The organism is Hymenobacter seoulensis, from assembly GCF_054780535.1.
Genome location: NZ_BAAGWD010000005.1, coordinates 58,127 through 81,200, shown reverse-complemented (window position 1 = coordinate 81,200; position 23,074 = coordinate 58,127). Strand labels below are relative to the sequence as shown.

The following is a 23,074-nucleotide window of genomic DNA, read 5'->3' as shown; positions in this document are numbered from 1 at the left end:
AAAAGAGAGTACTCTTTTGGAAGGTTAGAATCCGGCGCGCACGCCTACCGTGAAGGTGCGGCTATTAGGATAGGAGTTCATATCAACTCCCCGACGGGACGCGTCACTGCCGAAGGCATTCACGTCCGGGTCAAACCACTTGTAATTTGTGAAGGTCAGCACGTTGCTCACACTGGCGTACACATTAATGGCTTCAATGAACTTGGCGGGGTTTTTAAAGACGTAGCCCACGTTGATGTTCTTGAGCCGCACATAGGAGCCGTCTTCCACCAGGCGGTCGGACAGGCGCATCAGGCGCGTATCCGCTGCCAGGGACTTGGGCCACGTGGCGTTGGCCGCATTTTCCGGGGTCCAGCGGCCGTCATATACGAACTGGGGAATGTTGGCCACCTTGCCCATCCGGATCTGGTAGAGGTTGGTGTTGACAATGTCATTGCCCTGCACCCCCTGCACGAACACGCTCAGGTTGAAGTTCTTGAAGGTAAAGTTGTTGGTGATACCGAAGGTGTAGTCGGGGTTGGTATTGCCGATGATGGTGCGGTCGTTGAGGCTGATGCTGGAAGGGTCGTCGTCCAGATTTTTGTACTTGATCTCCCCGATCATGGACCGCTGCACTGCTTCCGACTGGCTGGCATACTGCGGGTCAGCAATTACCTCGGCCAGGTTATCGTAGAAGCCGTCTTCCTGGTAGCCGTAAATCACGCCGATGGGCTGGCCGTTCCGCTGCAGGAAAAACTGGTCAGCGTTGAAATAGAGGCGCTCGGCAAACTGGTCACCGGGCAGTTCGGCAATCCGGTTGCGGTTAAAGGAAATGTTGGCGTTCACATCCCACTTAAACTGGGGGGTGGTCAGCAGGGCTCCGATACCGGAAATTTCCAGGCCCTTGTTTTCGATGGCTCCAAAGTTGGTGCGGGTCGCGCCGAAGCCGGAGCTGCCCGGCGTCGTGATGCGCTGCAGCAAGTCGAACGTGCGCTTCTTGTACACGTCGATGGTTACGCTGAACCGGTTCTGCATAAAGCCCATGTCCACCCCGGCGTTGTACTGGTCTGTGGTTTCCCACCGCAAATTCGGATCGGGGTAGCCACGGTACTGCGGGTTCGCATAGCCACTTTGCAGCACCCCTCCTACCGGTGAGTTGGCCGTAGAAAGTATGTTCAGCGTTTCGTACGAGCCAATGCCCTGGTTACCCGTTTGGCCGTAGCCCACCCGGAACTTCAGGTTGCTGAACAGGTTAAGGTTCTGGATGAAAACTTCATCCGAAGCATTCCAGGCCAGGGCAAACGAGGCGAAGTTCGCCCACTTATTGGCAGTAGTAAAGCGGCTGGACCCATCCCGGCGGAAGGACGCGGTTGCCAGGTATTTGCCTTTGTAGCCGTAGTTTACCCGACCCAGGAACGAGGCCAGGCTGTTCTCACCTTTACCGCTTAACAGGTTTTTCTGATCGAGGCCCGCGGCGATGTTGTTGTTTTCCAGCAAATCATCGGGGAAATTCTGCACCGAAACCCCCCGGTAGTAGGAGTAGCCCGTTTCCCGCGTAGCCGCCACTACGGCATTGATGCTGTGGTTTTGCGCAAACGTTTTGTTGAAGTTCAGGATGGATTCCAGCGTAATACCACGCCACGTGTCGTCATTCACGGCCGCGTAGCCATTGCGGGGACTGCGGCCTTCCTGCAGGCGGCGGTTGTAGTATACCTCCCGGTTGTTCACGTTGTAGTTTACGCCCAGGTTCTGGCGGAAGCTCAGGTAGTCAGTGAAGTTAAGCTGGGCGTAGGAGGCCGAGTAGATGCTGGTCGAGCTGGTTTTGTCCTTGGCCGTGCGGGTATACAGATACGGGTTAGCTGCCGCATACCACGAAATAGAGTTTTCGCGGGCCTGCTGGTTGGGATCTTCCCGAGGGTAGGTCGGTGGGAAAGTCAACGCTGAGCTCACCAGGCTGGCTTCGTTGCCGGCCGAGTTGGTTTTGCCCAGGTTATAGTTACTGAACGTGACGTTGTTGTTCGAGCCGATTTCAATCCACTTATGCACCTTGCGGGCAATGTTAGCCTGCAGACCGTAGCGCTTAAAGCCCGAGTTATAGATGATACCTTGCTGGTCCAGCATGTTGCCCGACACGGAGTACGTTCCCTTGTCATTACCCCCCGACATTCGCAGGGTGTAATCTTTGGTTACTGCCCGCTGGAAAATCTCATCCTGCCAATCGGTACCCTTAAAGCCATCCGGGAAAGACGTGCCCTGCAACCCGGTCAGAAAGTCTTCGGGAGCCGGCTGGCGCATCATCTGCCCCGTTACCTGATCCAGCGCCACTACTCCGGGAAAAGGAGCAATGGTAGGTGCTACGCCGTTATAGGTTATGGCATTCTCATACGCCTCGTTCTGGAACAAGGCGTAGTTATACGCATCCAGTACCTTCACTCGCTTGGATATCTCCGAGATGCTTGTGTTGGCAATCAGCTCAATGCGGTCCTGGCCGGCTTTGCCTTTCTTGGTAGTAATCAGCACTACCCCATTTGCTCCCCGCGAGCCGTAGATGGCCGTGGCAGAAGCATCCTTCAACACCTCGATGGACTCAATGTCCTGGGGGTTGATGTAGGAAAGGGCATTGGTTGTCTGGCGTTGGGCCTCCGAGGAAGACCCGGTGGGCGCCGGTGAAGTAAAGGGGATGCCATCAATAACATACAATGGCTCAGTGCCGCCGCTAAAGGAGTTGGCACCCCGGATCGTGAGGCTGATGCCTGCGCCGGGAGCTCCGTCGCTGCGGTTGACGTTTACGCCCGCTACCTGGCCCTGCAGGCCCTGATTAATGCTGGTCGGAATCGTTTTCAGCAAATCGTCGGTCTTCACCGAGGCAACGGCGCCGGTCACATCGCTCTTCTTTACTGAGCCGTAGCCGATAACCACTACTTCGTCCAGGGCTTTCTGGTCCGTCTTCAGGCCGACGTTGATGGTTGTCTGGCCTTTTAAGGCTACCTCCTGCGGCTGAAAGCCTACGTAGGAAAATACCAAAATGGCATTGTCACTGGGCACAGAAAGGGCAAACGTACCATCGTTGCCGGTGGAGGCACCCGTGCTGGTGCCTTTTACTACTACGCTTACCCCCGGTAGCGGCTCCCCGTTGGCCGCATCGGTAACGGTTCCTTTGATAGCTACCTGAGCAAGAACTTCCGCCGGCCTTGCTGCCAAGGCAACCGGAACCATCATGAATAAAAGCTTCTTCATACAGGGTGAGAATGAGATGGGAGTTGAGGTGAGAATACTCAGGAAGCCTTCTCGAATAAGTGGAGGTAGCCCGACAGATATGGAATAGGAATTGTTACATTTTTCATCCATTCAGGCCAGTGGGAGTAAGCAGAAATTTATCGGGCGGCTGAGCGTAAATCAGCACTGCGAGAATCTCTGGGGCGCCAGCAAGAACATAAACCCTGGCGCCAACGATAGGCGGCTTAGGTGCCTGGGGCACTAAAACGTTTAAGTAGCTCAAAGCAGGTCAATGGCATACTGGTGGGATTTTGAGGGGTTTGCTAGGGAAACTACAGGGAAAAGCCACGTCAGTGGGAGCCTATTATGGGAGTGCCTGTAATCGTTTGCGGTGGGAATTTAGCAAACTAAAAGGTTTTAGCAAAAATAATTTTCACCCCGTTCTTCTTTTTGAAAAATCTGTAGTGAGTAATCACTCTTTTCAAATAAAAGCTCCTCCTACTTGAACCCACAGATAATCCTCTGTGATGCTTCCTAAATAATGATGGAATCTCCCACTACTTAAGAAGGAGGAAAACAGTAGTTATTAGTCGGGCAGGAAAATACCGGGGACGGACCCTACTGACATTTATGGCAATACTGCTGTAATCCGTCGCACCTACCGTTACCCATGTAATATTTCCGGGAGCAGGTTCTTGCCGAACAAATACCTGTATAATTATACTTGAGTAATGCATACTCTTTGCTGGGAAGAGCGTTCGGAGTAAGGGGTAATCCAAAATCCTTTTGGGGAGGCCTGCCATGGTAGTTACTAATTCATATTTAAATTCATACCGGTGAATATGTATTATGCTTCTGAAGCCAATTCACATGCAGTGGACCGGGGGCTGTACACTGCCAAGCTCCCGGGCTAACCGCTTACTATTGGGGAGCAAGGCGCAGCTCGGAGTCATGCGCCACAGCTTGGCAGCCTACCGTCGGCCCCGAGCTATGCGGGGCGCTGTGCTTCTTAAGCCGCCGGCTACCGCTGCGCAACAACTTCTACCGGGGCATTGCCGTAGCCAAGGGAAGATTGCTGCTGCAGGCCGGGCCTGCACGTGCGGGCTTTCGTAACGCGCTTCTCCAGAAGCCGGGTAAGTGGTGGCTAAGCCCGGTGGCTTTTAATTTTTACGTTGCTGACAGTATGAAATAACCGTTGCTCCGGGCCGCTTCTCCCTCACCCATCTCGTTTCTGCTTCTATGGAATGTATAGTGGTGTTAACCGACTTTTCCGCCACCGCCGACAACGCCCTGCGTTACGCGGCCGTGGTAGCGGCCCGTCTTGCGGCCCGCATTGTCGTGTTGCACGTGCGGCGGGATTCCTTGCTTGAGCCCGAGGCCTTCACCGGCAAGCTAGTGGAGCGCTCGGATGCCCAGCTGCAAGCGCTGCTGGGCGAGCGTTATGCCCGGGTGGAGGCCCAGGGAGTTGCCTGCACCGGTACGGTCGCCCGCGGGGACGTGGCGGACGCCTTGGTCGCCACGGCCCGCGCGCAGGCGGCTGGGCTGGCCGTAGCCGGCCAGCGCGATACGGAGTACGTGCCGGATGAGATGGTGGACAGCACCTCCCTGAGCTTGCTGCGGCACGCGCCCTGCCCCCTGCTCATCGTGCCCCACTCGTTTGCCGGCCAGCAGCTGCCGGCCACGGTGCTCCTGGCCACGGACGGACAACCGGCGGCCCTCGACGCCACGGCCCGGCCAATAAATGCCCTGCTGCGCACCTGGCAGCCCACGATGCAACCCGTGGAAGTGGTGGAGCAGGAAGCAGCCACCGGCCGGGAGGAAGCATTCCTGGCGGCTGGATCCGCCTTGCTCGAAGGCCTGGCCACCGCGCCGACCCTTTTCCCCGTGGCGGCTGACCCGGTAGCGGGGCTGCTAGCCAGCGTCCCCGCGGACCAGAACGCCTGGCTGCTGCTCGTGGCCCGGCACCACAGCCGGCTGGGTAGCCTGTTTCATCACAGCGTGACTGCCGCCATGGTCCTGCACCTGAAAGTGCCGCTGCTAATCGTCGCCGAGCCCTAGGCCTCGTCCCGTCGCGTTGGCCCGCGGCGGGTGATTTTGCTTGCCCGCTAGCGGGCGAACCGCTTGCCTTTCTCACGCGCTTCCCGTCTATGTACTTCCACCTGTCTTCCCTGCTTGGAGTGCTGAGTTGCGCGCTGAGCGGTTTTGCGGCCGGCTGCCGCCCGGCTGCTCCGGACCCCAACAAAATCCGTTTTGACGGTTCGAGCACGGTGTTTCCGATTACCGAGGCGGTGGTGGAGGAATTTGCCCGCACCCATCCCGGCATCAAGGTAACCGTGGGGTTGTCGGGCACGGGCGGCGGCTTCAAGAAATTCAGTCGGGGGGACATCGACCTGGCCAATGCCTCGCGCCCCATTACCCCTTCGGAAGCGGTGGCCTGTGCCCGGCAGGGAATCCGCTACGACGAAATGGCCGTGGCCTACGATGGGCTGGCCGTGGTGGTGAACCCGCGCAACACCTGGGCCACCAGCATTACCGTCGCCGAGTTGAAGAAGCTGTGGGAACCCGCCGCCCAGGGGCGCATCAAACGCTGGAGCCAGGTGCGCGCCGGCTGGCCCGACAAGGAAATCCACTTGTTCGGGGCGGGCACGGCCTCTGGCACGTATGATTATTTCACCCAGGCTATTGTCGGTACGGCCCACGCGAGCCGGGGCGACTACACCGCCAGTGAAGACGACAACGTACTGGTCCAGGGCATTGCCACCGACCAGCTGGCCCTGGGGTTTTTCGGCCTGGCCTACTACGAGGAAAACAAAGCCCGGCTCCACCTCGTGCCCGTGGATGACGAACGGGCTGATAACGGCGCGGGGCCTATTCTGCCTTCCCCGGCCACCATTACAAACAAGACGTACGCCCCCCTGGCCCGGCCCCTGTTCCTGTACGTGTCGCAGGCGGCGGCCCGGCGCGCGCCGGTGCAAACGCTGGTGCGCTTTTACCTGGCCCACGCCGGAGCCCTGGCCCGGGAAGTGGGCTACGTGGCCCTGACCCGGGACGAATACCGCCAGCAACGGGCGGAGTTTGACCGCTTCGCTGCCGATTCCACCCTGGCTTCCACGCCATTCCCCGCCCGCCCATGAGACCTGCCCAACGCCGGCGCGAGAAGTTGATAGAGCTGGGGCTGGGCGCCTGCGCCGGCTTGACAATTCTCACCACCGCCAGCATTCTGTGGATTCTGGTCAGCCAGGCCCTGGCCTTCTTCCGGGAAGTACCCCTGGGCGACTTTCTGACCGATACGCAATGGACCCCGCTCTTCGCCGACAAGCACTTCGGTATTCTGCCCCTGCTGGCTGGCACGCTGCTTACCACCTGTATCGCCATTGCCGTGGCCCTGCCCGTAGGGCTGACGATAGCCATTTACCTGAGCGAGTACGCCGCCCCCGGCTTTCGGCGCGTGGTCAAGCCCCTGCTGGAACTGCTGGCCGCCGTACCGACGGTAGTTTACGGCTTTTTCGCCCTGGTGGTAGTCACACCCTTTCTGCAGGGCTTTATCCCCGGGCTGGCCGGTTTCAACGCCCTATCGGCCGGGCTGGTGATGGGGGTGATGATTATTCCGCTGATAACCTCGCTAAGCGAAGACGCACTTTTCGCCGTTCCCCGCTCGCTGTGGGAAGCCTCCTACGGGCTGGGCGCCACCCGCCTGCAGACGGCCCTCCGAGTCATGGTGCCCGCCGCCTTTTCGGGCATCACCGTCTCGGTTATCCTGGCCGTGTCGCGGGCCGTGGGGGAAACGATGATTGTGGCCGTAGCCGCCGGCCAGGAGCCGCGGCTTACCCTTAACCCGCTGGTGCCCGTGGAAACCATAACCACCTATATTGTGCAAGTCAGCCAGGGGGACGTGCCGCTGGACTCGCTGGAGTTCCGCACCATCTACGCGGCGGGCATCACCCTGTTTGTGTTCACCTTCCTGCTCAACAACTTGGGCTTCTGGCTTCGCCGGAAATACCAGGAACGCTATGAATAAGCCCGCTGTTAATCACTCCCGCCGTAATGCCCGCCAAGACCGCGTGTTTCAAGCCCTGGGCCTGGGCACCACGCTGCTGGGGCTGGGGCTGCTGGCCATCTTTCTGCTGGGCATCCTGCAGGACGGGCTGGGCCGGCTTTCGCCGGCGTTCTTCACCAGCCTGCCCTCGCGTTTTCCGGCCAAGGCCGGCATTTACACCGCCCTGCTGGGCACCCTATGGATTCTGGGGCTCACGGCCGTGGTGGCCATCCCGGTGGGGGTCGGGGCGGGTATATACCTGGAAGAATATGCCCGCAAGTCGCGCTGGGCCTACGGGCTGGAAATCAACATCAGCAACCTGGCCGGGGTACCTTCCATCATCTACGGGCTGATGGGCCTGGACATTTTCGTGCGGCTGCTGCACTGGGGCGAAAGCGTGCTCACGGCGGCCGTGACGCTGGCGCTGCTGATTTTGCCCGTCATTATCGTGGCCACCCGCGAAGCCTTGCGGGCCGTGCCCAGCTCCTACCGCGATGCCTCCTACGGGCTGGGGGCGACGCAGTGGCAGACCACCCGCTACCAGGTGCTGCCGGCCGCCGCCGCCGGCATCATGACGGGCATCATTCTGGCCCTGGCCCGGGCAGTGGGCGAAACTGCCCCGCTCATCGTGATTGGGGTGCTGGCCTACGTGCCCTTTGCGCCTACCAGCCCCCGGGACGAGTATTCTGCGTTGCCGGTGCAGATTTTCAATTGGATTTCCCGGCCCCAGGCGGGCTTTGCCACCAATGCGGCGGCGGCCATCCTCGTGCTGCTGGCAATTACCTTCCTGCTGAACGGAACCGCCATCCTGCTGCGAAACCGCTGGCAGAAGGAAGTACGCTAAGCCCCCTTCCCGCTGCCTATTCTTTCTCCCTTTACTTGCTGCTTATGTATGCTCTGGAAGCCAGAAAGGTTCACGCTTACTACGGGGCCCTGCCCGTGCTGCGCGACGTAAACCTGGCCCTGGCGCCCCGGACCGTAACGGCGTTTATCGGGCCTTCGGGCTGTGGCAAGTCCACGCTGCTGCGGCTGTTTAACCGCATGAACGACTTCATTGCCGGCTTCCGCCACGAGGGGCAGGTGCTGGTGGATGGCACCGACATCTACAGCCCCGGGCTGCGGGTGGAAGAGCTGCGCCAGCGGGTGGGCATGGTGTTTCAGAAACCGAACCCGTTTCCCAAAAGCATTGCCGAGAATGTGGTCTACGGCCTTAAGCTGCAGGGCATCACCAGCCGGCACGAGCTGGCCGAGGCCACCGAAACGGCCCTGAAACAGGCGGCCCTGTGGGACGAAGTCAAGCAGGATTTAGGCAAGTCGGCCCTGGCCCTCTCCGGCGGGCAGCAGCAGCGCCTGTGCCTGGCCAGAACCCTGGCCGTGGCCCCGGCCATCATTTTGATGGACGAGCCGGCCTCCGCGCTGGATCCGATTTCCACTGCCAAAATTGAGGAGCTGATCGCCGAGCTAAAGCAGCGCTACACCATCGTTATCGTCACCCACAACCTGGCCCAGGCCGCGCGCGTGAGTGACCACACGGCATTTTTCAACTTTGGACAGCTGATCGAGTATGCGCCGACGCCGGCCATATTTCAGGCCCCGACCCACGAGCTGACCAAGCGCTACGTAGCGGGGAAATTCGGCTGACAGCCCCCGGTCAACCGGCATGCTTTCAGGAGGGCATCACCGGCCAGGGCACATTCCCCATCAAGCTAGTAGGCCCCCGGTTACCTTAACCAAGCAATCCAGCGGCTGGCTGGTAGCCGCATTTCCCCGGTGGCAACTAGCGGAGAGTTGTTTTGGGCTGCCCCCGGCACCCCCCTGCTTAACACCCCTTCAGCAGCTTATAAAATGCTTCGGCATAGGTGTCACTGATGGGGATGATTTGGTCGGCTATCTGGATCCGGTTTCTCTCGATGTGGTCAATTTTGTTTAGCGCCACCAGAAAGGACCGGTGCACGCGAACAAAGTCCTGGGCGGGCAGCAGCTCTTCCAGCTTGGCAAAGCTGAGCAGGGTCATAATCTTTTCCTCCCGGGTATGCAGCCGCAAATAGTCCTTCATGCCCTCCACAAAGAGAATATCGCGGGTTGCTACTTTCTGGATGCGGTGGCCTACCTTAAGAAAAATGAACTCCTGCTCATTCCTGGCTTCGGCTTTGTCTTCCTTTTTGGCCACGGCTGGCCGGGCGCTCTGCTCCTGGTAGAGGCGCAAGACCCCTTTGTAAAACCGCTCGAAGGTAAAGGGCTTGAGCAGGTAGTCCCTTACCTCCAGGTCATACGCTTTGAGCGCATACTGGTCGTAGGCGGTGGTCAGGATTATCATCGGCTTGGGGCTGAGCATCGGGATAAAGCTGAGCCCATCCAGATCCGGCATGTTAATGTCCAGAAACAGCAGGTCCGGTTTGTCAACCGCCATTTCAGCCGCCGCTTCCAGCGGGCTCATGAAGGTGCCTTTCAGCTCCAGGAATGGCACCTTGGCGATGTACTCTTCCAGTATTTCCTGGGCCAGGTGCTCGTCCTCAATGATGTAGCAGGTGAGCTTGTCTTTCATGCGCCTGGACGGGTAGACCGTGGATGGTAAGATAAACCGTAAACTTATCGCCGGTGCTGTGAATGGTGAGTGTGTGCTGACCCGGGTACAATAACGCCAGCCTTTTCCGGACATTGGGCAACCCGATGCCGCCGGGTTCTTCCAGCGAATTAGCAGTTTTTTTGGCGATAGGGTTTTGTACGCTGAATGCCAGCGTACCTTCTTGCAGCGCTACCCTGACCTGCAGGTCGCCGGGTTTCAGGCGGGCGGGGCTGTGCTTATAGGCGTTTTCCAGCAGGTGGATAAACAGCAAGGGGGGAATAAAGCAGGATTCGGTTTCTCCCCCTATCTTCAGGTCAACCACCGGGCTGTTCTTGTAGCGGAGCTGCTGCAAGCTCACGTAGTCCCGCAAATAGTCCAGCTCCCGGGTTAGCGGCACCGTGGCCGCATTGGACTCATAAATCATGTAGCGCATCAACGAAGCCAAGTGCTGGACCGCCTCCGGGGCGGCGGGTGACTGCTTGTAGACCAGCGTGTGGATGTTGTTGAGGGTGTTAAACAGGAAATGGGGGTTGATCTGCGATTTTAGGTAGGTGAGTTCGGCCTCCACGGCCTGCTTTTCCAGCTGCTCTTTCCGGATGGTATTCAGCACCAGCGTCTCGGTAACCCAGGCCAGCCAGCTCAGGAAGAGAAAGATGGGTACCGTCGTAATCAGGTGCATGGAGTAGTGCCCAAAATCAAACGGTTTCTGGTAGAAAAGCGAGAAGGGAATCGGCCCGGTCAGCACGATGGCCGCTACTCTAAGCCAATAGTCCCGTCCTTTCCGCTGACCGGCATGCTGCGTCAGCAGGTAGAAATTACTATAAAAAACGTACAGGCAGGTCGCTAAAAATCCTACCGTTGTGCTACGCCACTGCACATCGGTTTCATTGCTCAGCTGCAGGAAGGCCAGCAAGGCAAACAATACCCAGACGACCAGGTGAATCAGCCAGAAGATTTTTTTGACGCGCTCCATGGCACAAAGGTGGGGTATTCGGCGCTGGCCCACTTTAGCGTTTCGACCAGCGTCAAGGGCTAATCTACGGAAGAGGAAAAGGAGCCTGCCAGTGCTTTCGCGGACGCAAAGCCCCGCTTGGTCGAGCGCTTCTCCCCAGCCGCATATCCAGTTTCGTTATCCGAGTTGCTACCAGTTGCTTCGTCCTGCAATAGTGAAAGCCGGCCTAGGTTCCGATGCTGGCCTTCCCGCAGGGTAACCGATTCACCAAAGCAAATCAGATAGAATGGAAAAGCAACCCTTGGGCCTGACCATCCGCAACGTCTCCAAACGGTATGCGAATGGCGTGCAGGCCCTGCAGAATGTATCGCTGGACATTCCGCCGGGCATGTTCGGGCTGCTCGGCCCCAACGGCGCCGGTAAGTCCACGCTGATGCGCACCCTGGCCACCCTGCAGGAGCCCGATGCGGGACACCTCTTGTTAGGCGACCTCGACGTGGTGCACCAGAAGGAAGCGGTGCGCCAGACCCTGGGCTACCTGCCCCAGGAGTTCGGGGTGTACCCCAAGGCCAGCGCGGAAGAATTGCTGGACTACTTCGCGGTGCTGAAAGGCATTACTAATCGGGCGGAGCGCTGCGCCACGACTGAGGCCTTGCTCCGTCAAACCAACCTCTGGGATAAGCGCAGGCAGAAGCTGGGGGGCTTTTCCGGCGGCATGAAGCAGCGCTTTGGCGTGGCCGTGGCCCTGCTGGGCAACCCCCGCCTGCTCATTGTCGATGAGCCCACCGCGGGCCTGGACCCCGCCGAGCGGGTGCGCTTCCTGAATCTGCTCAGTGAGTTGGGGGAAAACAGCGTCGTAATTCTCTCCACCCACATCGTGGCCGATGTTTCGGAGCTGTGCACCAATATGGCCATCATCAATAAAGGCCAAATTCTGCTCGAAGCCGAACCCCTGGCGGCAGTGGCCTACCTCCGCGGGCGCATCTGGCGCAAGCTGACTGATAAAAGCGCTCTGCCCGCGCTGGAGCAGGAGCATCAGGTTATTTCCGCCAAACTGCTCTCGGGCCGCACCATGGTGCACGTGTACAGCCCTGACAGGCCCGGCAACGGGTTTGAGTTAGTGGAACCGGACCTGGAGGATGTGTATTTCAGTGCCATGACGGGCTGCCTTGACGCGGCCCGGGCGCAGGCAAAAGCGGAGAAAGTAGCGCTATGAAGCTCCAACGGATTTTTGCGCTGGAATTCACCTACCAGCTGCGCCAGGCCGCTACCTGGCTTTATTTCGGGGTAATCTTGGTTATTACCTTTCTGGTGGTCATTGCCAACTATGCCTCCGATGCGCGGGACGGGTACATGTTACTTAATTCGCCCATCGTCATGGCCGCCGTCACGGTTATCTGCTGCGTGTTCTGGCTGGTGATCGGCGCCTCCGTGGCGGGGGAGGCGGCGGCCCGCGATGTGCAGACCCGCATGCATTTGCTTACCTACGCGGCCCCCGCCAGCAAGGCGGCATACCTGGGCGGGCGCTACCTGGCCGCCCTGGCTCTCAGCGTCTTTCAGCTGCTGGCCATCCCGGTGGGGATGCTGCTGGCCATGCACTGTGCCGGGGTAGAAGCCGAGATTCTGGGGCCGTTTCGGGTGGCGCCCTACCTGACTACCTTTTTCTTTATCGCGCTGCCCAATGCTTTTTTCGCCACGGCCATGCAATTTTCGGCGGCGGCGCTCAGCCGCCGGGCCCTGGCCAGTTATCTGGTGGGAGCGGCCCTGTTCGCGGCGTCCTACACAATCTGGCCGCTGCTGGAAAAAGGAAGCGAATGGGGCAATCTGGCCGACCCCATGAGTTTTGGGCCGGTGCTGAGCCACCTGTCCATTGACTGGAGTCCGCAGGAAAAAAGCACGCGCTTTCTGCTGCTGGAGGGCTCCTTTCTTGCCAACCGCCTCCTGTGGCTGGGCCTTTCCCTGGGCCTGCTCGCCTTTACTTACTTCCGGTTTGAGTTGGTGCTGCCCGGAACCGGCCAACAACCGCCGTTCAGGAAACCGCTACCCGCCGCAAAGGCGGCCGGGGAGAAGCTCCGCTGGGGAACCGGAAAAGCGCTGCCGCCCGCCCGGGGGAGGTATGGCCTGGTTACCCACCTGCACCAGCTGCGCCGCATCACCGGGGAATTGTTCGTTCAGCTGGCCACAAGCAAAGCCGGGCTGCCCCTGCTTGCGGTGCTGGCCATCGTGGTGGGCTTCACCATCCCCGGCAACCTGAAGGGCCGCGGCGTGCCGCTGCTGCCCCGCACCGACTTTGTGGTGGATTACCTGACCGGACCCCTAACCCAGCCGGAGCGTTTTTGGCTTCTCATCGCCCTGCTCACCATTTTCTACGCCGGCGAGCTGGTCTGGCGGGAGCGGGAAGCGGGTCTAAGCGAAATCGGGGGCGCGGCGCCGGTGCCGGAATGGGTGCTGCTGCTGAGCCGGTTTCTGGCCTTGAGCCTGGTGCTGGTGGTGTGGCTAGGTTTTCTGATGACGGCCGGCCTGGGGGCGCAGGTGGCCCTGGGTGGGGCTACCCCGGACCTGGGGCTGTACCTGCAAACCCTCTTCGGACTGCAATTGGTGGACGGCCTGCTGTTTGCCCTGCTGGCCCTGGTGGTGCACGTGCTGGTGAATCAGAAATTCCTGGGGCACCTGGTAGCGCTGGTAGCCTATGGCGGCATCGCCTTCGCTTCCACTCTCGGCATCGAGCACCAGCTGCTCATCTTTGGCGGCAGCCCGGGCTGGACGTATACCGACATGGCGGGCTTTGGGCCCACGCTGGGCCCCTGGTTGTGGTTTAAAGGATATTGGATGGCCTGGGCACTGCTGCTGGCGGTGGGGGCGCGGCTGTTCTGGGTCCGGGGCCGGGAGGGCAGCCCGGCCGCCCGGCTGCAGCTAGCCCGCCGGCGCTTCACCCGTTCCACGGCCCTGATTGCGGTGGTGGCCGCGGGAGGCATTTTCATCCTGGGCGGTTTTATCTTTTACAACACCAACGTGTTGAATTGGTACCTGAGCCCCGCCGGGGCCACGGCCCAACGGGCCGCCTACGAGCAGCGCTACCGCCGGTACCATGACGCCCCCCAGCCCCTACTGACCGCCGTGAATCTGCAGGTGGAAATCTATCCCCAGCAGCGGGCGGTAGAGATTCAGGGCACGTACCGGCTGGTAAACAACAGCCCGGTTCCCATTGACACCATTCACCTGGCCACGGGGGCGGGCGTGGAAACCACCGCGGTAAGCTTTGACGTCCCCTTCCGGCAGGTGCATCAAAACGAGGAGCACGGCTACCACATGTACGCCCTGGCCCGGCCCCTGCCACCGGGCGACTCCGTGCGCCTGCGCTTTCAAGTAAACCACCAGGCGCGGGGGTTTGCCAACCACGGGGCCGCCGCGTCGGTGCTGGCCAACGGCACCAGCTTCCGGAATATGGAATGGCTGCCCGTATTAGGCTACCAGCCCTACCGGGAGCTGGACGAGGCCGGCGCCCGCAAAGCCCATGGCCTGCCCGCCCGGCCCGCCACCTATTCGCTCTACGACAGTGCGGCCCGTCGCTACGCCCCGTTTCCTGAGCAAATCCGCTTCGAGGCCGTCGTGGGCACCGACGCCGGCCAGACCGTAGTGGCCCCCGGCACCCTGCGCCGGACCTGGATTAAGGGCGGCCGCCGCTACTTTCAGTACACCACGGAGGCGCCCATCCGCAATGAATACACCTTTTTCTCGGCCCGCTACGCCGTGCAGGAAGGCACCTGGCACCACCCGTCCACCGGCCCGGGCCAGGACGTGGCCATTCAGGTGTACTATCCCCCGGGGCAGTCCTTAAACCCGGAACGCATGGTCCGCAGTGCCCGGGCGTCGCTGGCTTACTACTCCCAGCAGTTTAGGCCTTATCCCCACCGGCAGCTCCGTTTTGTGGCCCATCCCAGCTACGCCTTCGGTCACCACGCCGCCCCCAGCAACATTACGGCGGAGGAGGGCTTTTTCCTCTTGAACCCCGCGGCGGACGAGCGGGGCTTTGATTTGGTGACGGCCGTGGTGGCCCACGAAGTAGCCCACCAGTGGTGGGGCAACCAGCTCAAGCAAGCCTACGTGGAGGGCGCCGGCCTGATAACCGAAAGCCTGGCCTGGTACTCGGCCATGGGGGTGCTGGAAGAGTACTACGGCCCGGAGCACCTGCCGGCGCTGCTGCGATTTCTGCGGGAAGAAAACGAAATCCCGCGCAGCCGGGCCGCCAAGCCCCTGCTGCAGGCCGACGACTTTTACCAGAACTACCGCAAAGGGCCCTTTGCCCTGTACGCGCTCAGCCAGTACATGGGCCGCGACCGGGTAAACGGGGCGCTCCGGCAGCTGCTGGCCCACCACCGCCCTGGCACCCTGCCCCGGCCCACGTCGCTGGACCTCTACCGGGAGCTGAAGGCTGCCACGCCGGACTCACTCCACCCCCTGCTCCGCGACTTGTTTGAGGTCAACACCTTTTGGGAGCTGACGACCAAAGCCGCCTCCGCCCAGCGCCTTCCCGGCGGCCAGTGGCAGGTGACGCTCCGCGTGCAGGCCAGCAAGCAGGCAGTGGACAGCGCCGGTACCGAAACGAAACTGCCCCTGCAGGAATGGGTGGAAATCGGCGTCTTCGCCCCGGCTGCCGCGGGAAAGCAAGCTGGCCGGACCCTGTACCGGCAGATGCACCGGCTGACCGCCAGCCAGCAGACGATCGTCGTCACGGTAGCCACCCGGCCTGCTACCGCGGGGGTGGATCCCCGGCATTTGCTGATCGACTGGAAAACCGAGGATAATTACCAGGCGGTAAAGTAAACTCCTAACGCGGAGGCAGCTATGGCGCCCTTTTGGCGCCATAGCTGCCCCAGGAGCCCGGCGGCAGCCCGGCTGGGGAACCCAGCAACTGCCATCATCAGATAACTTGCACGTGCCCATCGGGCACGAACGCACACTCTTCATTGGTAAAAGTCAGGGTAAGCTGATGGGTTACCACCAGGCCCCCGATAATTTGGGCGGCGTCTTCCGGAGCCAGGTCCGGTTGGGCGTTGTTCACGTCCTGGGCAATCACAAAATAGGTCCACAGGCCTTGGGGCTCCTGTTTTCGGGTAAAGTAAAACTCCCCGGTATAGACTCCATCCGAGGAAGCGGAGTCGGGACTGGCGCCGTCATCCTGCAACACAAAGCTTTCGTACTGCCCCTGCGGGCCGATCAGAAAGCACTGAACAAGCAGGGCACTGCCTCGCAGCTGCTCTCCCCCCTGATCAAAAAACCGGGCTTCCACCCGAAAGGGCTCACGCTTGTAGGTGCGCACGACTTCCGGCGCTGAGATTTTGTACTCGGACAGGACGTGCAGGTTCTGGTTGCTGTCGCTGGCACTGAAGGTGTAGGTACTACCCGTCGTTACCCGGGTGTAAGTCCAGTCAAGGCCCGTGGTGAACGGGCGGCCCAGGGCGACCGGCTCCGGGTACTTAAACAGCATGTTCACTGACTCGGTGAGGGTCATTTCCCCGGGAGCCGGCACGGTATTATCCTGCCCGCGCCGGAAAGGGTCGCGCACGTCGGACGCGGCGGCGATCGTAGCCACGGTGGCCGCCGCCGCCACCAGCCCCGCCGCCACGTAGCTGGATCCTCCCCCGGAGGCGGCTACGCCGCAGCAGTCCACATCACCGCTTGTCTCATCGAAGGTGCCCCCCGCCCCCGGGGACACGTCCCCACTCCCGCCCGCGGCCTCGGCAATCGCGGCCCCGATCAGCAGCAGCGCGGCCACGATGGCCAGGACCGCTTTCCACCAGGGATCCTGAAACGGCAGGTCCCCGTACTGACCCGAAAAAGCCGGGTTGGGGGTCAGGGAGGCATCCACGCGCAGGGGCAGGTAGCCAACGGGGCAGAAAGTGAAGTCCGGGGTGTGCCCGGTAAACAGCTCCCCAAACCGGTTAAAGGCGCGGGCAAACTCCTGCAGTGATTCTTTGGCGTTGTTTCGCGGCGTATTCGGGGTCGCCGTCTCGTGGTCGGGCTCCGGGCGCCGCTTTGCCCCGCCGCAACAGGTGCCCCGGGACTGCACTAAATCAGTGAACTTCACCTGCAACGTGCCTTCGGGCACCACGGCGGAAATCGTGCCCGTTGCCGGATCAAACTGAACCTGGGTAACGAATATTTTCTTGATAATGCGCCTTTCCCCCGCGGCCGATTTTACGATAAAGCTTACGTAGTACGTGCCGGGCGGCACCCCCGTGAAGTTGGCGTCCCAGGCCAGTACCCGGGAGGCGTTGGCGTTCAGGCTGGCGATAAAGTGGGTGCGGGGGGTTATCACAATCCCGGGGTGGGAGACACTTTCCAAGTAGATTTCGGAGGACGCGAGGGCCGTAGCGCCGGAGTTCGTGAAATGCGCGTTGATGCGTTGCTTGCCCAGGGTAGTTTCGAAAATACCGTCGGGCAACATCAAGCCCGTAATCCTTTCCGTGGAAAAGGGACGATTGGGAATAGTAATCATGACGAGGCTCGGTTAGGGTGGTTTTCACTAGCTGACGTCCGGGATGACCAGCACGCTGAGCCCCCCTACCGGAATATTATCCGCCAGCTGCTCGACGTGAATAAGGGTTGCCCCATCGGCAATCTCCCCCACCAGGGTTAGGCCTACTCGCTGGCCCGCTGCCACTGGGATGGACTCGGGCGAAAACGCCTGACGGAGCTGCTCTTCCAGGGGGGAGGATGCACAGGGCGAGGAAGTAAAGGCGTGCCGGACCAGTTTTCCCGGCAGCTCGGCGACGTGAAACCGACGGTCCAACTGCGGGAGCAGGGGCTTGAGCTGGTCCAGGGTACCGGTGGACAGCTTTAGCCCAAAGGAGCCCGGCTGGCGCTGGGTGTTGTGGATGGCAAATGAAAACGAAAACAGCCTCTGGGCGGTGGTAATCACGCTCAGGTTTCGCTGGGCCACGTGCCGGTCGGTCGGCACGTTGAAGGCCGGGCTGTTGGGCAGTGGGTCCCCGCCCGGCAGAAATACTTCGCCTAAAATGCATTCATGCCCGTTGTTGACAAACTCCGGGTGCCACGGAGTCAGGCACAGCACCTCCCGCGCCTCCCCCGGCGCCAGGGTGACAAAGGAGCTGCCGACCAGGTGGGCGCTCGTGCGGTTAAACCCGACGGCGGGGTTGGCCCAGTAATAGCGGACGGTGGCATTCGTGGCCCCGCTGGAGCCGCCGTTGCGGACGCGGGCCCAGAGAAAGCAGGGCTGCCCCACAATCGGGCTGCCGGGAGCGCCCTCGGGATCCGGGCCGGGCACCACCCACAAATCGGGGCTCATCCACCAGGGATTTCCGTCTTGAATTTCCAGTTCTACTGCCATAACGGTAAGAGTTACAGGAAAGCATCTTCATAGCTTCAATTACCGCTGTCACGCGGGGTCAGCGGGCGGAAAAGGCGCCCGGCGCAGCCGGGCCGCTCCCGCCCGGATGAAAGCACCCCGCACTTGCCCTGCGGGGGCTACCGGGTAGCCTGGTGTGGGAAAGGCAATTGCTTTCCCGGCCCGCGGTACATTCACGGGGGCAGAGTTCGCCAAAAAAATAGGTGTGCAGTACGGAGTCTGCCGGGGCGGGCAGAGTAGGATGCGGCGGGAGAGATGAGCCGGTAGAACTGCGGGTGAGGTACGTAAAGGTGCGGCAAGCAAGCCGATGCTGCATCAGTGGCAGCACTGGAAATTACAACTTCTCGTGCGTGCTTATTCCCATAATGGGTACCAGCGCCTCCCCGGCCTAAAAGCCCAGGATGCATGTGAGCAGTTCAAGCAAGCCGACGCACCCAAGCTGGTAGTGCCTCGCTCACGAAGGCTATGCCCCACGAAGGCTCGCAGAAGAACCCGGGCGAAGAGCACTACCTGGCCACCAGTACCTCCCCGGTTATCGCAGCCGACTGCGGTTGTGCTGCCCGCAACAACTTTTTTCAGCTGTTTTCAGCGCGGGACCGCGCTGGGGCAATGGGCTTATCCAGGGCTCACCGGGCACGAGGCTGGTGAAGACCTTGTCTAAAAGCATCGATGAACGGGTAGGGTCACCGCGCCCGGGTTTCTGGCGGGTGAGTTATCAGTAGGTTCATCAGCCTGGGCCCACTTAATTTAAAACTGGCCATCAGGAGGCGACCCTAGTCTAGGGTTGAGGAGCAGGGGCAGTGCGTAACAGGGATCCCTGATGCGGAGCGCGTATCGACTCTCGGCGGTTTCAGCTCTGACGGGCTGGCGCAGAGCCAGTTTCAGGCCGCGGTGAAACGCAGCTTGCCCCTGCCCTACCCAAGCCGGGCAGCGCAGGGGCAAGCCTTGCTCTTACTTACTTTACCGCTGCACCGATACGCGTACAATATGGGAGTAGGTGCTGGTTTGAAGCCGAATGATATAGACTCCCTCTCGTAACCCCGCGGCATTGAAGACGGCCTGCTGCGCGCTGCCGATTTCGGCCTGACCGCGGCCTAGCGTGCGCACCAGAGTACCCTGGGCATCGTAGCAGGCCAGTTCATAGGCGCCCTGCTGCTCAGCAACAAACGAGACCGAAGCCAGCTCACTTACTACCGTAGGGAAGGCCGATAAACTCCCGGCCGAGCTGCCCAGGCTGGCGGCTTCTTTTCCTCCGTTGCCATTTCCCTTGCCGCCGGGGGTATGAATAACCAGGTTACCCTGGCTGATCGGGCGGCACGCTGCCGCATTCTCGTCCAGGCTGGCGCCGGTACACCCCACCTGGCTGTCATACACCACTAGGCCGGGGCTACCGTCGGGGTTGCGCACCCACACTTGCAGGCGCAGTTGGTCGGGGCCACTGGCGGCTCGCTGGTGCTGGCCATCAGTGGCGGAAACCAGGAAGTTAAACTGCCGGGGGTCCGCCACCACTTGCAGGCCGCGGTACACGGCCACGGTGCCCACGCCGGCGTAGCTGGCTTGGTTGCCGCCGACCACCAGCCGGGCGGAAGTGGTGGCGGTGCTCGTGAACCTAAAGGCACCTTTCACGTGCAGCCTCGTGGTGCCGGTAACGGTGGTGGCACGCGGCAAGTACTTGGCTACGGTTTCAAACTCGGCCGCCCCCCCCTGCTTCATGAGCTCGTAGCCCGCCACTGCCGGGGACTGAAATGCCCCGGAGCCGGTGATAAAGCCCGCGTTCAGATTGTAGACGGCAACGTACTTTACGCTGGCCTGGGGAGGGCACCCCGCCCCCCCCCCGTACACCACGCGGATTTTATACACCCCCGTCGCCGGCCAGCCGGCCGTAATCTGGGCGGTTCCCTGCCCGGTGAAGGCAACGGGCTGAGGGCCCGTAATACTCCACTGAAAAGTTGCGGCGCCGCTGCCCGCGAGGGCAAACAGGGCTTGGGTGGTGCCCGCCGGTACCGTGGAGGCCCCGGTGATGGGGCGCTCGGTAACGGGCAGGCAGGAGGGCTGGGTATACTTTACGGTCAGAAGGTCGAGGCCCGAAACCGGATCCTGGCTGGTGCCCGTGACCCACACGTTTTGCTGGGCGTCCACGGCTAGCCCGGCAGCTTCGTTACTGGTGCCGGCTTTCCGCTGGGTCCAGACGGTGGAGCCGTCCTTGGCCTGGTAGCGCAGGGTAACGTATTCCCTGGTGCTGCCCTGGTCACTGGTCCCGGTTACGTAAACGCCGCCCTGCCCATCCGCAGCAATGGCGGCCGCCACGGCATTGCCGGTGCCCGACCCCGGAAACAGCGTCACCCACTTCTGGTTTCCCGTCGCGGCGTCGAGGCGTACTGTGCCCAGACTGATTAATCCGGAGCTTAAGACGCGGTGCGTTCCCGTGACGTACAAGCCGGTTTGATCAACTGCCAGCGCCCGGGCGTCGGCCTGACTTGTCGTAACATCGAAGCTGCTGCTCGCCCAGCTTTGGGTGCCGGTGGCGGCATCGTAGCGTACCGTAGCGTAGGTGCTGCCCGAGAACCGGACGGCGCTGGTCCCCGTGACGTACACGCCGCCGGCGTTGTCCACGGCAATCGCGCTGCCACTGGTATCATAGCTGTCGTTATAGCGGCTAACCCAGCTTTGGGCCCCGGTGGTGGCGGCGTAGCGCACCGTCACGGCCGAACCTCCGCGGAAGTAGCTGTTGGTTCCCGTGACGTACACGCCGCCGGCGTTGTCCACGGCAATCGCGCTGGCCACGGTTGCGCCTTCCCCGCCGCTAAACAAGCTAACCCAGGTTTGCGCCCCGGTCGCCGCATTGTATCGAATGGTTTCATAGTTGGGGCTATAGCCGGTTACACTTTGCCCCGTTCCCAGGACGTAGACCCCGCCCTGGTTGTCGACGGCGATGCGCACGGGCCAGTTAGCCTCACCGGTGCTGCTGTGGGTGCTCAGCCAGCTTTGCTGGCCCGTGGCCGCGTCCAGGCGCAGCGTCGTGAAGCCCGTGGGGCCGTGGCCCGTAATAAACACGCCCCCCGTGTTATCCAACGCAAGGGAGGTGGGCGTAACCAACGCTGACTCCACCACCCAGACCCGCTGGCCGGCCGGGGAATACTTTATAGTAACCATGCCCGCGCCTTGGCTTCCCGCGGGGGTGCTCATGCCCGTAACGTAGCTATTGCCAGCCTTGTCAAGTGCTACCGCGACGGCCCGCTCAACGGAACTGGTAGTGGGGCTGCTGCCCGCATACCGCACGGCCCAGGCTTCCGTAACTTGTTGGGCTTGGACGCTGTAAATCAAGCCGGTGCAGCAGCCAATCAGTAGCAGGCAGCGCGTAATAGAGGAGGGAAATAAATGGGAAATTGCGTACCAATAGGACATAAACAGCGGGGAATAAGGCGTACTTGTATCATGGGCCATAAGCGCACTGCAGGCATCCTACAGCGGGAAGGAAGGGGCCGGCTTTGCACTAAAGCGCCCCAACACCGGGAAAAATGATCAGTTAGACCTCCAAGGTAGGTTAAAAGGATAAGGTGCCCCAGCGGTATCGGGCTACAGCTCAATCCTTGAACCCCAGCCAATTATGCGGCTGAAGGTAGTTCTTAAATTAATTTATTTATATAAAATATGCTTATTTTTCTAAAAACAGGTTGATTGCCGTCATCTGGCGCGATCAACTTTTTGGCTGACCGCGGCGGAACCCAGCTACCGGGAACAGCTGCGGAGGAAGCCCGCGGCAACTCCTGGTCTACCTCGTAGCCCCGGGTTTACTTTAGCCCATGACAGACCAAGCAGACCGTCTCAATTCCCTGCTGGCTTACTCGGGCCGGGGTAATGACCGGGCCATCACACCCTGCTGCTCATAAAAGCGGTGCCGCACTTCCATCAGTAGTTTTTCCGCCTGCTCCCGATCCGGGGCCTCCGGCAGGGAGCAGGCGGCAAACGCAGCATCCACTTGCTGCACGAGCTCCTCGGCCTCGGCTACCAGCGCGGCGTACTCAAACTCCCCCTGGCGGATGCGCAGCAGGTAGTCCCGGTCGGGGCGGCGGACGTGCAGCTGGCCGGTGGTAGCAATTTCCAGGGCTGTGCGCAGCAGGCGGAAGACGTGCAGCATGTTTTTGGCATCGTAGTTTTTGCCGTGCTGCACCGTGTTTTCGTAGCGCTCGGTGTTGCGCCGCGCCACCCAGTCCCAGTACTCCTTGTACACGCGGCAGTAGGTGGAGTAGCCGTTGCGGTTAAAGGACAGGTAGGCTGCTGGCACCTCCCCCTTCGGCACGGCCGAAAGCAGCACATCATTCGATGTTTCCGCGTCGCGCAGCAAGCCCCGGTAGCCTTTCATCGCCGCAGGGTCAGTGTCTACGAACAGGGCGTAAAGGTCGGTAAGGTGCGTAACCTTGGCCAGGCCACACTGCGCGGCCTCTAGGCCCCGACGGGCCAGCCACTGCTCCACGGGCTGGGCGCCGGCCCCCACGGTGACGTAGCAAAAATCCAGGACTGACTTGCGGGCCGGCGGCTCGGGGTTGTTGATCTTCTTATTAAGCCCCCGGGCCTTGCGGATCTGGGCCACGGCGTATTCAGCAAACGTCTGGCGGCAAAGCTTGGAGAGGAAATCCTCAACCCGAAACGCGGCAAACAACGGGTGCTGGTAGCGAATGCAGTCTGGCGGGGTTCCCAGGATTTCCAGCGCCGTGGGGTTGCTTTTCAGCAGCAGCTCCACAAACCGGCGCAGCTCATAGAACACCTCATCGTTGGTTTCATTGGCAACCTGGGGCACGTAGTCGAGGCCATAGAAGTCCCGCTCCGGCAGGATAAACACGCCTTTCAGATCCAGATCGGAATGGGGCAAATCCGTGCCGTAGGCCCGGCTGCCACTGACGGCTTCCAGCAAAATCAGGTTGTGGCGACGCAGGTAGGCAATGTCTAGCACGAAAC

14 protein-coding genes are annotated in these 23,074 nt (G+C 61.0%); 7 read left to right on the top strand and 7 right to left on the bottom strand.

The genetic code is table 11. The features are described 5' to 3' along the window. Positions 1 to 24: 24 nt before the first annotated feature. The gene (locus tag ACYVHC_RS18300) at positions 25 to 3,216 is read right to left on the bottom strand and encodes a SusC/RagA family TonB-linked outer membrane protein (RefSeq protein WP_460615240.1); all 3,192 of its coding nucleotides are present in this window, start codon (positions 3,214 to 3,216) and stop codon (positions 25 to 27) included. A 1,218-nt stretch (positions 3,217 to 4,434) separates the two neighbouring features. Here ACYVHC_RS18300 and ACYVHC_RS18295 point away from each other — a divergent pair. The 5 genes from ACYVHC_RS18295 to pstB all read left to right on the top strand — a co-directional run bounded on the left by ACYVHC_RS18295 (position 4,435) and on the right by pstB (position 8,872). Further along, positions 4,435 to 5,253, top strand: coding sequence for a universal stress protein (locus ACYVHC_RS18295; RefSeq protein WP_460615239.1), 819 nt, complete (start codon positions 4,435 to 4,437; stop codon positions 5,251 to 5,253). A gap of 89 nt (positions 5,254 to 5,342) precedes the next feature. Continuing rightward, positions 5,343 to 6,329: a PstS family phosphate ABC transporter substrate-binding protein gene (locus ACYVHC_RS18290; RefSeq protein WP_460615238.1), complete on the top strand. Its 987-nt coding sequence runs from the start codon at positions 5,343 to 5,345 to the stop codon at positions 6,327 to 6,329. Further along, a complete protein-coding gene (gene pstC / locus ACYVHC_RS18285) occupies positions 6,326 to 7,213 on the top strand; it encodes a PstC family ABC transporter permease (protein WP_460615237.1) in 888 nt (295 codons plus the stop codon). The genes ACYVHC_RS18290 and pstC overlap by 4 nt, the downstream gene beginning before the upstream one ends. Next, entirely contained in the window at positions 7,206 to 8,075 is an 870-nt protein-coding gene (gene pstA / locus ACYVHC_RS18280; protein ID WP_460615236.1) for a phosphate ABC transporter permease PstA, read from the top strand. The genes pstC and pstA overlap by 8 nt, the downstream gene beginning before the upstream one ends. A gap of 44 nt (positions 8,076 to 8,119) precedes the next feature. Further along, positions 8,120 to 8,872, top strand: coding sequence for a phosphate ABC transporter ATP-binding protein (gene pstB, locus ACYVHC_RS18275; protein ID WP_460615235.1), 753 nt, complete (start codon positions 8,120 to 8,122; stop codon positions 8,870 to 8,872). Positions 8,873 to 9,050: 178 nt separating this feature from the next. Here pstB and ACYVHC_RS18270 read toward each other — a convergent pair whose 3' ends face one another. Together ACYVHC_RS18270 and ACYVHC_RS18265 are read right to left on the bottom strand one after the other, a co-directional pair. Next, complete coding sequence (locus tag ACYVHC_RS18270) at positions 9,051 to 9,776, bottom strand: LytR/AlgR family response regulator transcription factor (protein ID WP_460615234.1); 726 nt, start codon at positions 9,774 to 9,776, stop codon at positions 9,051 to 9,053. After that, positions 9,745 to 10,770 (bottom strand): sensor histidine kinase, encoded by a 1,026-nt coding sequence (locus ACYVHC_RS18265; protein ID WP_460615233.1) that lies wholly within the window; start codon positions 10,768 to 10,770, stop codon positions 9,745 to 9,747. Before ACYVHC_RS18265 ends, ACYVHC_RS18270 begins: the two co-directional genes overlap by 32 nt. A gap of 265 nt (positions 10,771 to 11,035) precedes the next feature. On the opposite strand from ACYVHC_RS18265, the gene ACYVHC_RS18260 reads away from it, so the two are divergent. Both ACYVHC_RS18260 and ACYVHC_RS18255 read left to right on the top strand, forming a co-directional pair. Continuing rightward, positions 11,036 to 11,965: an ABC transporter ATP-binding protein gene (locus tag ACYVHC_RS18260; RefSeq protein ID WP_460615232.1), complete on the top strand. Its 930-nt coding sequence runs from the start codon at positions 11,036 to 11,038 to the stop codon at positions 11,963 to 11,965. Further along, positions 11,962 to 15,573, top strand: a complete 3,612-nt coding sequence (locus tag ACYVHC_RS18255) for an ABC transporter permease/M1 family aminopeptidase (RefSeq protein ID WP_460615231.1) — start codon at positions 11,962 to 11,964, stop codon at positions 15,571 to 15,573. The genes ACYVHC_RS18260 and ACYVHC_RS18255 overlap by 4 nt, the downstream gene beginning before the upstream one ends. 97 nt (positions 15,574 to 15,670) lie before the next feature. Here ACYVHC_RS18255 and ACYVHC_RS18250 read toward each other — a convergent pair whose 3' ends face one another. The 4 genes from ACYVHC_RS18250 to ACYVHC_RS18235 all read right to left on the bottom strand — a co-directional run bounded on the left by ACYVHC_RS18250 (position 15,671) and on the right by ACYVHC_RS18235 (position 23,069). Next, the gene (locus tag ACYVHC_RS18250; protein WP_460615230.1) at positions 15,671 to 17,248 is read right to left on the bottom strand and encodes a hypothetical protein; all 1,578 of its coding nucleotides are present in this window, start codon (positions 17,246 to 17,248) and stop codon (positions 15,671 to 15,673) included. Between the two features lie 27 nt (positions 17,249 to 17,275). After that, entirely contained in the window at positions 17,276 to 18,100 is an 825-nt protein-coding gene (locus ACYVHC_RS18245) for a hypothetical protein (RefSeq protein WP_460615229.1), read from the bottom strand. 978 nt (positions 18,101 to 19,078) lie between these two features. Beyond that, entirely contained in the window at positions 19,079 to 21,523 is a 2,445-nt protein-coding gene (locus ACYVHC_RS18240) for an SBBP repeat-containing protein (RefSeq protein ID WP_460615228.1), read from the bottom strand. Positions 21,524 to 21,959: 436 nt separating this feature from the next. Continuing rightward, entirely contained in the window at positions 21,960 to 23,069 is a 1,110-nt protein-coding gene (locus ACYVHC_RS18235) for a DNA polymerase beta superfamily protein (protein WP_460615227.1), read from the bottom strand. Positions 23,070 to 23,074 lie beyond the last annotated feature (5 nt).